This is a genomic window from Orbus hercynius, assembly GCF_003634275.1.
GTDB classification, from domain to species: Bacteria; Pseudomonadota; Gammaproteobacteria; order Enterobacterales; family Orbaceae; genus Orbus; species Orbus hercynius.
The window spans coordinates 259,301-271,770 of sequence record NZ_RBWY01000001.1; the positions used below are offsets into that span (position 1 = coordinate 259,301).

Genomic DNA, 12,470 nt, shown 5'->3' on the forward strand with positions numbered 1-12,470 from the left:
GAATAGTCGGGGTTAATATGCAATTCAATGAGGTTATACGATGAACAATAAAATTAAAGTTGCTGTGTTTAGTAGTAAGCACTACGATCGTGAACATTTAGAAATGACAAACAAATCATTTGGTTTTGATATTGAATATTATGAGCATAAACTCAGTTGTAAAACGGCCGTGACGGCAGATGGTTTCGATGCTGTCTGTATTTTTGTTAATGATGAAGCTGATGAAAAAACCTTACAGCAGCTTGCTGCATCGGGCGTAAAGATTTTAGCATTACGCTGTGCCGGTTTTGACAATGTTGACCTAGACGCAGCTAAAAAATTGGGCATCACAGTGGTTAGGGTACCTGCATATTCACCAGAAGCTGTTGCTGAGCATGCTATGGCTTTAATGATGACACTAAATCGTCGTACTCATAAGGCGTATCAACGCACTCGAGATGCTAATTTCTCTTTAGAAGGATTAACGGGTTTTAATATGCATAATCGTACTGCTGGTGTGATTGGTACCGGTAAGATTGGGCAAGCGATGATTCGTATTTTGAATGGTTTTGGCATGAAAATCTTAGCGCATGATCCATATCCAACTGATAAAGCTATTGAACTTGGAGCAAATTATGTCAATTTAGATGAGTTGTATGCGCAATCTGACCTGATTACACTACATTGCCCAATGACGCCAGATAACTATCATTTATTGAATGCACAATCATTTAGTAAAATGAAAAATGGGGTAATGATTATTAATACTAGTCGAGGTGGGCTACTTGATGCTGCAGCCGCAATTGATGCACTTAAAACCTCAAAAATTGGTGCATTAGGGATGGACGTTTACGAAAATGAACGAGACCTGTTTTTTGAAGACAAATCAAATGATGTTATTCAAGATGATGTATTTCGTCGCTTATCGTCATGCCATAATGTGATTTTTACGGGACATCAGGCATTTTTAACGCAAGAAGCATTACTCAATATATCTGAAACAACGTTATCGAATATTCAACACGTATTTGAAAATCAAGAATGCCATAATATAGTATAAACGGATGTCATACTCGATTTAAATCGTTGGCGTGATATTAATAAGATAATCCGATGTTACGTCGGGTTATTTTAACAATAATGGATTAAAGCCCATTTGAATCAGGATTTGATTGAGTTTAATCAGCGGTAAACCAACTAAGGCGTTAATATCATGGCCTTCAAATTTTTCAAATAGTGTAATACCAAGCTCATCGCATTTAAAGCTACCAGCACATTGTAGCGGCCTCTCTTTTTGCACATAAGATTCAATTTCGGCTAAGGTTAATTGCCTAAATGTGACTTTGAAGGGTTCATATAAGGTCGTTATTTGCTGTGAAGATTGATGAATGACGCAAAGCCCCGTATAAAAGTAAAATGTTTTACCACTACTATTTAATAATTGTGCTATCGCATTATCTGTTGAATGCGGCTTGCCAATAATTTTACCATCTAGTACGCCTACTTGATCTGAGCCAATCACAATATCATTGGGGTGATGCGCGGCAACTGACTCGGCTTTAATTTGTGATAAACGCAGCACCAAATCGATTGCACTCTCATTAGGTAAGGGAGTTTCATCACATTGTGGCGCAACACAGTCGAAAGGTAAGGCAAATTTTTTGAGAATCTTTTTCCGAGATTCCGATGTTGACGCTAAAATGAGTTTCATATCAATCTTTAATTAATGTCCAGGCTGATGGATGAGGGCTAAATCCAATATGAGGATAATAGTTTACGGCTTGCGGGGCTGATAATAAAACAATTCTGCATTCCGGCGTTGTCTTGTTTTGTACTTCTTTAATCAATTGTTTACCAATGCCTTGATGTTGATAATCTTCATCAACCGCCAAATCCGATAAATAGGTTGTAAAGACAAAATCTGTCATACAGCGGGCAATACCGGTAAGTTTGTCGCCATCCCAGGCAGTAATAAGCAAGTTAGCGTTATCAAGCATGGCTTGAAAACGAGGGGCATGAGTGGGCGCCTTTCTCCTAAGGAACAGCGAGAGTATAAACGGATTGTTTCTTCTAATTGTGGTTTAATATCCGCACGATAAATCAGGTTATTCATTTGGATATCCTTCAGGATTTTTTGCCTGCCAGTTCCAACTATCCTTTGCCATATCATCAAGGCTGCACTCGGTTTGCCAATTCAGTTCTTGCTTCGCTTTTGATGCATCAGCCCAGAAAGCGGCAATATCTCCGGCTCGCCTGTCAACAATTTGATAAGGTAGTTTTTTTCCACAAGCTTTTTCATAAGCAGCAAGTACCTCTAGTACACTACTGCCTTGCCCTGAACCGAGATTATAAATATGTACACTAGGTTGGTCCATTTTTTGTAAGGCCGCAACATGACCTAAGGCTAAATCTTCAACATGAATATAATCACGCACACCGGTGCCATCTTTGGTTGGATAATCATTACCATAGACAGAGAGCTTGTCACGTTTGCCTATCGCAACTTGTGATAGATATGGCATCAGGTTATTGGGAATACCTTTCGGGTCTTCACCCATTAAACCTGACGGATGGGCGCCAACTGGATTGAAATAACGCAGTAATGCGATGCTCCAATCTTGCTGTGCGTTATATAAGTCGATATAGCTTTGCTCAACCATAAATTTACTCCAACCATATGGGTTGGTAATATTACCTGTCCGATAGCTTTCTAAATAAGGGGTTGGATTTTTTTCGCCATATACCGTTGCTGAAGAGCTAAAGATCAAATTTTTTACCTGATGCGCTTGCATAACTTGTGCTAGGCAAATAGATCCATAAACATTATTTTCGTAGTATTCTAAGGGTTTAGTAACCGACTCACCAACAGCTTTTAAACCTGCAAAATGGATGACCGCAGCAATTGTGTGTTGTTGAAAAATAGTGTTTAACAACGCTTTATCTCGAATATCACCATAATAAAATAAAGGCGTTTTACCTGTAATGCGTTCAATGCGCTGTAAAACGCTTTTTTTACTATTATACAAATTATCAATAATAATTGGATGATAGCCTGCTTCAAGCAATTTGACACAGGTATGACTACCAATATAGCCTAAGCCGCCAGTGATCAGAATGTTCATTTTATTTACTTAATACAGTCAAATATGCTTTAAGTATAACGTGAATCAATCGATAAATATAGCTTAAAAATATTGAGATCATTTGATTAAATAGGGGAAAATTTGGCTCCATTGATACTATTGTTGTTGTCTTTTCGCTATTTTTAGTGGATAATTAGTCCTCTTCTATGGAGGCCCTATGGGTCCTCCTGCAACATTTGCTTGCTCACTAGGTCAGGTCCGGAAGGAAGCAGCCAAAGTAAGTTATATGTGTGTGGGATGTGGCTGATAGGGACTCCTCCAATCTTGTTTGATGCATTTTTATTGTTAAAACATGCATGATAATTGCCTTCTTGCACTTTAATTCGTTTATATCGCCAATTTTGCAGTATTTTATATAATATATGACTTTAAAATTGTGTTAATTGTCCATATATTATGAGTAGATATGTCTGTTATTAATAAGGAATAATCATATGATGCGAATAGGTCTTTTTATTCTGACTAACTTAGCTGTTATGTTTGTATTTGGTCTTGTTTTAAGTATTTTTGGCGTTGATGCGCGTAGTACCTCTGGTTTACTTATCTTTGCGGCCATTTTCGGTTTTGGCGGCTCAATTATTTCATTATTGTTATCGAAAACGATGGCATTACGTGCAGTTGGCGGTACCGTTATCAAACAACCCCGCAATGCTCAAGAACAGTGGTTGTTTGATGTTGTGCGTCGGCAATCAGAGCAAGTAAATATTAAAATGCCAGATGTTGTTATCTATAAAGCGCCAGATATGAATGCTTTTGCAACCGGCGCTCGCCGTGATCACTCATTAGTTGCAGTGAGCACTGCATTACTCGAATCAATGAGCCAAGATGAAGCAGAAGCGGTGATTGCCCATGAAATAAGCCATATTGCCAATGGCGATATGGTCACTATGACCTTATTGCAGGGAGTATTAAATACTTTCGTCATTTTTATTTCAAGAATATTAGCATCTGTAGTAGTACAAGCAATGTCAGAGCGTAATCGAGGAATGTCGACTATGGTCTATTTTTTAATTGTGATGGTGTTTGAATTTGTGTTTGGTATATTAGCGAGCTTGATTACGATGTGGTTTTCACGTCGACGTGAGTTTTATGCTGATGCAGGATCGGCAAAAATTGTCGGTACGCAAAAAATGATAGCGGCCTTAGAGCGTTTAAAAGTAAGTTATGAACCAAAAGAAGATGTATCTATTATGGCCTTTTGCATTAATGGTGTTAAAAAAGCAAAAATGTCAGAACTATTTATGTCCCATCCCCCACTTGATAAACGTATCGAAGCATTGCGTAATGGGACGTATTTATCTCAATCAACCGATGGCCGCTTGATTAGCTAACTTTTATTGATTAAAAGGTAGCAATTCGCTATCTTTTAATCTTGTTCTTCAATCCAAGCATGAATAATGTTATAAGATAATGCTAAAATTACTGGGCCAATAAAGAGTCCCATTGCACCAAATCCGAGTAGTCCACCTATGACACCAAATAAAATCAATAAGAAAGGTAAATCGACTCCTTTTTTGATTAAATATATTCTCATAATACTATCAAGGGTTGTGAGAATAATAGTGACAGTCAGTAGAATAAAGCCCGAAACAAGGTGACCATCCCAAAATTGCCAAATAGTACATATTGCCATGATTAATGTTGGGCCAATCTGTACTACGCAACAAAGGAAAAGGAGTAAAGTTAAGAAGCCTGTAAATGGCATGGATGTGATTGCCAGACTCAGTCCACCAATTAATGTCAAAGTTACAGCCGTGACGACTACACCGAGTGCTACGGCTCTAATTGATTTACCCGCTAAGGTAATGGTATTTTCACCATGTTGTTTAGATAGTTTATAGGCAAAGTGATAAACATATTTTTTAACATCTTCACCCTTAAGAAATAATAGGGCACTAAACACTATCATGACCGCACAGTGAAAAACAAATACACTAATGTTAGTCAGTTGTTCAATCATCCAAGATACGACAGTACCAAAATAAGGTTGTATTTCTTTAACTAATTCGCTGCCATCATTGTTGATGACTTCTTGCCATTTGGTATAGAGTTCGTTTCCAATTAGTGGGATTCGAGCTAACCAGTCAAAAGAGGGCAGACTTTGTTGAGAAAGATTTTTGGCTAGATCGAGTAAAAAACCACTGTTTTTAGTAATACTCATAATGATGAGCATAAATGGAATAATAAAAAATAATGATAAAATGATGGTCATCACTAGCACAGCTAATAGGCGTCGATTGAACAGTTTATGTTGAAGTTGTATCATTAGTGGCCAAGTGGTGATAACCACCATGACTGCCCAAAAGAAACCAAATAAAAAGGGTTCTATTACTCTGTAAGTAATGATAATAAATAAACCCATGATAATCAGGTTTAAAATTAATTTTAATAAATCATTATTTTTTTCTATAGGCATAGTGTTTGCATCATCGAATTAAAAACAGTGATATGATAGCTGATAACAATCTTTGCGGCTATTAATTTATTTACGTTAAACTTGCAATGATTGCGCTAGTATTTATGATAGAGAAAACCAAAATTGTTGATATTAATTGTTGATAAATAGGAGGATAAATGAAAAAAATTATTGTGTTAACATTAAGTGCATTGAGCTCATTTCTTGTTGCATGCTCGGGAGTATCTCATCAATCTGATGCAGTGAATAAAGAAACTATCGCGCCTTTCCCTGCCGCAAAAAGTGGTGAAGTGCGTTCTGTTATTTATTTGCCTCAACTTAAAGATGAACAAAATGCCAAAGTTGAATTAATTATTGGTAAAGACATGCTAGTTGATTGTAATATTCACCGCTTGTCTGGGCAAATCAAGCAAGAGGATTTAAAGGGCTGGGGATATTCATATTATGTCGTTGAAAATGTAGGAAGCGGTATTTCGACGATGATGGCATGCCCTTCTGATGAGCAAAATAAAATGGCATTTGTGACGATGAATAACGATATTGGACTTATTCGTTACAATAGTAAGCTACCGATTGTGGTTTATACGCCGAGCAACGTACAAGTCAAATACCGTGTTTGGTCAGCTCAAACACCATTAAAGGCTGCAATTATCGATAAATAAGTACAGATGAATTGCTGATATAAAAAAACCTGTCTATTAAAGGCAGGTTTTTTATTTTTGAGTAATTAAAACTCGAGTGTGTTAATCAATTGTTACTATTGTGCTGGTTTCTTTACCTAACATGTTATTTAACTCGATTAGATCATTCGCATTTAATGTACCAATGGCACTTTTTAATTTTAACAAGCTAATGAGATAATCATACTTTGCATCAGACAGTTGTTGTTTCGCATCGTAAAGCTGTGTCGTGGCAGTAAGCACATCAACAATAGTACGAGTACCGACTTCATAACCAGATTGCGTTGCGTCTAATGAACTTTGCGCTGAAATTACACTTTGTTCATACGCTTTAATAGAACTAATTGATGCTGAGATATCATTATATGATGAACGAACCAAATTAATCACTTTTCGATTGGTTGTTTCAAGTTGTTCACTAAAGCTGACATAATTATATTGGGCTTGTTCAACTTGTGACATGGTGGCTCCACCAGAAAATATTGGCATGCTAAAGGTGATACCAATCGAATTTTGCCCAGATATTTTGTTACTGTGACCATAGCTTGGCCCTGCGTTGAGTTTGTCACCGTAAGACTCATTTTTATTCAGCGCCGTAGATGCATTCAAAGTGAGCGTTGGTAAGTGGCCAGCTTGTGCTAATCTAATTTGATCTTTCGCGACATCTCGGCTTAAGCGGGCAGTTAGTAAATCTAAATTAGAATTTTCAGACTGTTGCAATAGTTTGTTTACTTGATCTGGTTTTTGCGTGGTGAAAACTTTAATATCAATCGTGGCTAAATTGCTATAGAACCGACCACTAATTTGTCTAAGATCTTCTAACGCATTATTGAGATTATTTGACGCAGTTACTTCTTGTGCGATTGTTAAATCATAGTTAGCTTGTGCATTTTGTACATCAGTAATCGCCACTAAACCAACCTTATGCTTTTGGCGAGTTTGTTCAAGTTGGCGGTAGATTGATTTTTTTTGCGCTTCAATATAACTTAGGGTATCAAGTGCTTTTAACACATTAAAATAATAAGTTGAAGTATTTAAAATCAATGCTTGTTCTTGTGATTGATAGGCAATATCGTAAACACTAGCTTGTTTCTTAGCAATATCGAGATCTTTCCATTTTGAATAATCAAATAGGCTTTGGCTGAGGTTTAGCCCTAAGTTACCTGTTTTTTGATTTTGATCATCACTATCTCGGTAACCATAATTAAGGCCATAAGATGCTGTTAAACCTAATTGTGGTAGCAAACTTGCTCGTTGGCCTGCAATTGCTGAGTAGACTTTATCTTTGTTAGCCAATGAACTTTTTAGTTCAGGGTTTGTCTGCCTTGTTTGCTCATAAACTTGGATTAAATTTTCAGCAAATGCTGAAGGCGCTATGATTAAACTGATTAAGAATGGTAATACTTTTTTCATCGAGATTCCCTAAGAATGCAACATTTATTTTGACAAAATAGATTGCGCAATTTTAACAGATAATTAGTATATACATAAGAGCTAGTTTTTCACTATTAGCACTTTTTATTAAAAATTAATTCCATATGGACGCTAAATTATGAAAAATAGTAAATCTAATCCAATACAATTTGGTTATCAAGACGTCTTAAATTTGACCAAAAAAGTGCTATACAAAGGCTTCTTTTCGTTATCAGAGTATCGATTTCAGTATCGAAAATTTGATGGATCTATCAGTGAAACTGTTACGCGTGAAATTTTAGAAAGGGGTAATGCGGTCGGGTTGCTCGCATACGATGCGAAGCGCGATCAAGTCGTTTTAATTGAGCAAATTCGTATTGCAGCCATCGAGACTCAGTCAACACCATGGATGCTTGAGTTGATTGCCGGTATGGTTGACCACCAAGATGAATCAATAGAAGAAGTAGCACGTCGTGAAGCCAAAGAGGAAGCCGGAATTGAGATTGGTCGTTGCAAACCAGTATTAAGTTATCTCTCTAGCTCAGGTGGATTAACCGAGCAATTGCACATATTTTTGGGTGAAGTCGATTCATTAACTGCAAAAGGTATTCACGGCCTAACTGAAGAAAATGAAGATATTAAAGTGCATGTTGTTAGTCGAGAACAGGCTTATCAATGGGTTTGCGATGGAGTAATTGCAAATGCCGCATCTATTATTGCTTTACAGTGGTTACAGTTAAATTATCGCACTGTGCAATCTGCGTGGAATCGTGTGTGACTTTATTCACATTTTAAACATGACCTCATTAATTTTTGAAAAAATGTGCGCTATCTGACAGAAATACAGATATTTTTATCATAGACTACAATAAAATAATTAACACTATGAGGTCAGTATTGGAAACGCATTTGAGTATTTCGCTTAGTCAACGCGATAATAACGCGAAAATTTTGCATATTACTGACACGCATTTGTTTGCGAATAACGATGCACTTTTGGGTGTTAGAACCAATGAAAGTTTTCAAGCGGTGATTGATGAGATTAAACACCAATCGGATGATTATGATTTGATTGTAGCGACAGGTGATTTTGTTCAAGATGGCAGTAGGGCTGCATATACACGGTTTGTTCAAACGATCAAACAGTTACCCACTCCTTGTGTTTGGTTGCCAGGTAATCATGATGTGTATGCAGAAATGAAAGCTGTTTTTACACAACATGGACTACCGGAAAAAAAGGTTATTTTAGTGGGTGAGCACTGGTTAATTGTGCTATTAAATAGTCAAGTCGTTGGCAAACCTTACGGGTATTTACCGCCTTCTGAACTGGAATTTTTGGCTGCAACATTAGCAAATTACCCTGATCGTTATGTTGCCGTGTTTTTGCATCATCATCCGATTAGGTCAAATTGCGACTGGTTGGATCAGCATTGTTTAAAAAATAGTGACACACTCGGCGAAATCGTTAGTCAACATCACAATATCCGCTCGATTGCTTGGGGACATATCCATCAAGCGATAGAAAAGACTTGGTATCACTGTCATGTGTTTTCGACCCCTTCAACCTGTGTCCAATTTAAGCCTGCATGTCACAATTTTACGCTAGCTGATGATGGGCCAGGTTGGCGTGTTATTGAGCTCAGCGATAATGGAGGTGTGAAGTCTATGAGTTATTCACTGGAGAATGATTCATTTCTTCCTGATATTTCACAGCAAGGCTATTAATTATCGGGAAACATGCTTGATTTAGAGTAGTGGCGCAAAAAAATAAAACAACCGTTCAATGACATGATACCAATAAGGTCTTTTTTGCCATTTGATTGCCGATATCTCGGTGGATTGACTCAAATAGCTTTTGAGTAAATTATTTAGCTTATTTGCAAACTCAGTATCATCAATTACAGCCGTGAGTTCAAAATTGAGCCATAAGCTTCGCATATCAAGATTTACGGTACCTACAAGGCTGAGTTGATTGTCAATGAAAACACTTTTTGTATGTAGTAAGTTATGTTCGAATTGGTAGAGTTTGACGCCGCTTTCTAATAGATCACTGAAAAAAGCACGACTAGCCCATTTTACCATTACGGAATCATTTTTTTCTGGAATGATAATCGAGACGTTGACACCGCGTTGTGCAGCAGTACAAATTGCTTGCAATAAATCATCACTTGGCACTAAATAAGGAGTTGTAAAGATGATTTCTTCTTGGGCGGAATAAATCGCGGTCAACAAGGCTTGATGAATCATATTTTCAGTATAACCAGGCCCTGATGGAATAAGCTGCATAATATGTTTTTGGGCTTCCGGCGGTTCGGCAAACACAGTGACTTTTGGCAGCAATATTTTTTTCCCGGTTTCTAGCTCCCAGTCACTGGCAAAAATCGTACTCATTAAAGCAGTGATAGGGCCATCCATACGAATCATAATATCGACCCATTCGCCCACATTTTTATCTTGTTTGAAAAAACGAGGATCAACAATATTCATACTGCCAGTATAGGCGATATGGTTATCAATAATCGCAATTTTACGGTGCTGGCGTAAATCAAGCCGACGAAACATAAAACGTAGTAGGTTCACTTGCAAAGATTCAACAATTTCAATTCCAGCTTGTTTCATTTTATGGTTTTCATCGGTTTTCAAAAATTGTCTACTTCCTGCAGAGTCAAGCATTAATCGGCATGTTACTCCACGTTTTGCAGCTTGAATTAATGCCTCTTCAACATCATTTGCCCTGCCTCCTTTATACCAAATATAAAATACCATTTCGATATTAGAGGTGGCTTGGTTGATATCATTAATGAGGTGATCGAAGATTTCATCTGGCGTACAAATTAAATCAATGTGATTGCCTCGGATTCCATCCAAACCTGTTTGATTCTTACATAACTGAAATAATGGCTTGGCAACACTACTAACATTGTTGGTAAAGATGAACGGGTAGTCGTGTAGTTGTTTGACAAAATTATCAACAACGGGCCTCATCTCTTGTGCTCTTTTGACTCTACGTTGGCCTAGCCGGGTTTCACCCAATAAAAAATAGAGAATAATTCCCACAATCGGTAAAATATAAATGATTAGCATCCAGGCAACAACAAAGGTTGTTGGCCGTCTTTTAGTTACAATTCTTAATGTGGTGGCGACAATTAAACACCAATAGCTAAAAAGAATGAGATAACTCATCCAATCATAAATAGAGATCCATGAAATTGTCATTAAGCATTACTTAAGGCTAATTTGCTAATATCGTCCATCTCGCAATTGTAGTGTTGAATTTGTTCTGGTAACGGACGTGGTTTGTTGTGCTTATCAACAGAAACATAGGTATAAATAGCTTCGGTAATGCAATAACGTTGACCAATTGTATTACTTTCATCAGAAATTTTCTTGACCCAGATTTCAATAGAGATTGTGATGGATGATGTCCCAGTTTTCAAACAATGTGCATAGCAGCATACAACATCCCCCACCATTGCAGGTTTATGAAAAGTAATACTACTTGCATTAACAGTCACAATTCTTCCTCGCGCGATTTCTTGTGCTAAAATACTACCACCAAGATCCATCTGTGACATAATCCAGCCACCAAAAATATGGCCGTGTGGATTAGTATCACTTGGCATTGCGAGTGTACGTAGGACAAGTTGCCCTTTTGGGGCAATAAATTCTTTTTTCATTTTTAATATTCCATATAACTATTTATCGTTATTTTTATCCATGTGGCTATAGATATATATACCTGATACTAGGGCTAATAGTAAAGAGGCGCCAGGTAAAATAAATGCCTTGAATATACCAAAAAATTCGGTAGACATGTGATAAGTAACATATAAGCTAATGAGCCCGCATAAAATAAAAAATATTGCCCATAATATATTAAGTTTATTCCATACCGATAGTGGTAATTGTATCTCTTTACCCATCAATTTTTGGATAAGGTTTTTTTTGAAGCCAATTTGACTTATGAGTAAAATAATAGCAAATAAAAAATTAATCAGTGTTACTTTCCATTTTATAAAATTTTCGTTATGTAGGTAAAGTGTCAAAGCACCAAAGACGAGTACCATCAAATAAGAAAATAGCTCTATTTTTTCAATTTTTTTATAAGTCAACCAGATTATAATAAAGACAATGGTTGATGAAATAATTAAGGCTTTAACACCAGCAAAAATATCGTACATCATTAGAAAAACAAAGAAGAAAACGAGGGGAATAAAATTAAGTAATTGTTTCATGCTAACGCAAACCTATGCAAAACGCGATATGAATATTAATGATAAAAACCCGACGATTCATCAGGTTTTCCATACGTTATGTGATTATTTTTTGTGATGGAGAGAAGGCGTTTGTTTACAATCACCACCGGCACAGTGTCCATAAAGATATAAACTATGGTAAGTCAGTTTTATACCATGTTGCTCAGCGATTTCTTGCTGTCTTTTATTGATTACATCATCACTAAATTCAAATACATCTCCACAATCTAAACAGATCAAGTGGTCATGATGATTTTGTGAGGCCAGTTCAAAAACCGCTTTACCACCTTCAAAATTGTGTCGTGTCACAATACCTGCATCATCAAACTGATTTAATACACGGTAGACAGTTGCTAACCCAATTTCTTCGCCTAATTCTAATAGCTTTTTATAAAGATCTTCCGCAGTTACATGCTGATATTGTGGATTTTGCAATAATTCTAAAATTTTTAGCCGCGGTAGCGTAATCTTTAAACCCGCATTTTTCAACGCAGTATTATTTTCTTGAGTCACTATATAAAATCCCGATACACGATTATTCATTAACCTTATTATAGGAAATAATTGCTAAAAATACAGCAAT

Annotated in this window: 13 protein-coding genes, 1 other RNA gene and 1 pseudogene; 6 read left to right on the top strand and 9 right to left on the bottom strand. The window is 36.7% G+C overall.

Annotated elements, in window-relative coordinates; translation table 11 throughout:
* The first annotated feature begins 52 nt into the window (after positions 1–52).
* A complete protein-coding gene (locus DES39_RS01305) occupies positions 53–1,039 on the top strand; it encodes a 2-hydroxyacid dehydrogenase (RefSeq protein ID WP_121144746.1) in 987 nt (328 codons plus the stop codon).
* Between the two features lie 66 nt (positions 1,040–1,105).
* Here the strand turns inward: DES39_RS01305 and DES39_RS01310 are convergent, their stop codons facing one another.
* From DES39_RS01310 to galE, 3 genes and pseudogenes are all read right to left on the bottom strand, one after another.
* Entirely contained in the window at positions 1,106–1,690 is a 585-nt protein-coding gene (locus DES39_RS01310; RefSeq protein ID WP_121143971.1) for a Maf family protein, read from the bottom strand.
* A gap of 1 nt (position 1,691) precedes the next feature.
* Positions 1,692–2,092, bottom strand: a pseudogene (locus DES39_RS01315) (GNAT family N-acetyltransferase).
* Positions 2,085–3,101, bottom strand: a complete 1,017-nt coding sequence (gene galE / locus DES39_RS01320) for a UDP-glucose 4-epimerase GalE (RefSeq protein WP_121143972.1) — start codon at positions 3,099–3,101, stop codon at positions 2,085–2,087. Before galE ends, DES39_RS01315 begins: the two are co-directional and overlap by 8 nt.
* Before the next feature lie 177 nt (positions 3,102–3,278).
* On the opposite strand from galE, the gene ffs reads away from it, so the two are divergent.
* Positions 3,279–3,374, top strand: an RNA gene (gene ffs, locus DES39_RS01325) — signal recognition particle sRNA small type.
* Positions 3,375–3,556: 182 nt separating this feature from the next.
* Positions 3,557–4,453, top strand: a complete 897-nt coding sequence (htpX, locus tag DES39_RS01330; protein WP_121143973.1) for a protease HtpX — start codon at positions 3,557–3,559, stop codon at positions 4,451–4,453.
* A gap of 35 nt (positions 4,454–4,488) precedes the next feature.
* Here htpX and ydiK read toward each other — a convergent pair whose 3' ends face one another.
* Entirely contained in the window at positions 4,489–5,538 is a 1,050-nt protein-coding gene (ydiK, locus tag DES39_RS01335) for an AI-2E family transporter YdiK (RefSeq protein WP_121143974.1), read from the bottom strand.
* 158 nt (positions 5,539–5,696) lie between these two features.
* Between ydiK and eco the strand changes: the two genes are divergently transcribed.
* Positions 5,697–6,200 carry a serine protease inhibitor ecotin gene (gene eco / locus DES39_RS01340; RefSeq protein ID WP_121143975.1) on the top strand — a complete coding sequence of 168 codons (504 nt, stop codon included), beginning with the start codon at positions 5,697–5,699 and terminating at the stop codon, positions 6,198–6,200.
* Positions 6,201–6,281: 81 nt separating this feature from the next.
* On the opposite strand, the gene tolC is transcribed toward eco, so the two are convergent.
* On the bottom strand, positions 6,282–7,631 hold the full coding sequence (tolC, locus tag DES39_RS01345) for an outer membrane channel protein TolC (protein WP_121143976.1): 1,350 nt from the start codon (positions 7,629–7,631) through the stop codon (positions 6,282–6,284).
* Between the two features lie 139 nt (positions 7,632–7,770).
* On the opposite strand from tolC, the gene nudF reads away from it, so the two are divergent.
* On the top strand, positions 7,771–8,409 hold the full coding sequence (nudF, locus tag DES39_RS01350) for an ADP-ribose diphosphatase (protein ID WP_121143977.1): 639 nt from the start codon (positions 7,771–7,773) through the stop codon (positions 8,407–8,409).
* 131 nt (positions 8,410–8,540) lie between these two features.
* On the top strand, positions 8,541–9,356 hold the full coding sequence (gene cpdA / locus DES39_RS01355; RefSeq protein ID WP_170143299.1) for a 3',5'-cyclic-AMP phosphodiesterase: 816 nt from the start codon (positions 8,541–8,543) through the stop codon (positions 9,354–9,356).
* A gap of 21 nt (positions 9,357–9,377) precedes the next feature.
* Here cpdA and cls read toward each other — a convergent pair whose 3' ends face one another.
* From cls to fur, 4 genes are all read right to left on the bottom strand, one after another.
* Positions 9,378–10,847: a cardiolipin synthase gene (cls, locus tag DES39_RS01360; protein ID WP_170143300.1), complete on the bottom strand. Its 1,470-nt coding sequence runs from the start codon at positions 10,845–10,847 to the stop codon at positions 9,378–9,380.
* On the bottom strand, positions 10,847–11,308 hold the full coding sequence (gene yciA, locus DES39_RS01365) for an acyl-CoA thioester hydrolase YciA (RefSeq protein ID WP_121143979.1): 462 nt from the start codon (positions 11,306–11,308) through the stop codon (positions 10,847–10,849). Before yciA ends, cls begins: the two co-directional genes overlap by 1 nt.
* Positions 11,309–11,326: 18 nt before the next feature.
* The gene (locus tag DES39_RS01370; RefSeq protein ID WP_121143980.1) at positions 11,327–11,866 is read right to left on the bottom strand and encodes a septation protein A; all 540 of its coding nucleotides are present in this window, start codon (positions 11,864–11,866) and stop codon (positions 11,327–11,329) included.
* Positions 11,867–11,950: 84 nt separating this feature from the next.
* A complete protein-coding gene (fur, locus tag DES39_RS01375) occupies positions 11,951–12,400 on the bottom strand; it encodes a ferric iron uptake transcriptional regulator (protein ID WP_245959546.1) in 450 nt (149 codons plus the stop codon).
* Positions 12,401–12,470 lie beyond the last annotated feature (70 nt).

Coding starts and splice junctions, on each gene's coding strand:
- tolC (WP_121143976.1), bottom strand. CDS start 7,631: ATGAAAAAAGTATTACCATTCTTAATCAGTTTAATCATAGCGCCTTCA.
- nudF (WP_121143977.1), top strand. CDS start 7,771: ATGAAAAATAGTAAATCTAATCCAATACAATTTGGTTATCAAGACGTC.
- galE (WP_121143972.1), bottom strand. CDS start 3,101: ATGAACATTCTGATCACTGGCGGCTTAGGCTATATTGGTAGTCATACC.
- ydiK (WP_121143974.1), bottom strand. CDS start 5,538: ATGCCTATAGAAAAAAATAATGATTTATTAAAATTAATTTTAAACCTG.
- DES39_RS01310 (WP_121143971.1), bottom strand. CDS start 1,690: ATGAAACTCATTTTAGCGTCAACATCGGAATCTCGGAAAAAGATTCTC.
- yciA (WP_121143979.1), bottom strand. CDS start 11,308: ATGAAAAAAGAATTTATTGCCCCAAAAGGGCAACTTGTCCTACGTACA.
- DES39_RS01370 (WP_121143980.1), bottom strand. CDS start 11,866: ATGAAACAATTACTTAATTTTATTCCCCTCGTTTTCTTCTTTGTTTTT.
- eco (WP_121143975.1), top strand. CDS start 5,697: ATGAAAAAAATTATTGTGTTAACATTAAGTGCATTGAGCTCATTTCTT.
- htpX (WP_121143973.1), top strand. CDS start 3,557: ATGATGCGAATAGGTCTTTTTATTCTGACTAACTTAGCTGTTATGTTT.
- cls (WP_170143300.1), bottom strand. CDS start 10,847: ATGACAATTTCATGGATCTCTATTTATGATTGGATGAGTTATCTCATT.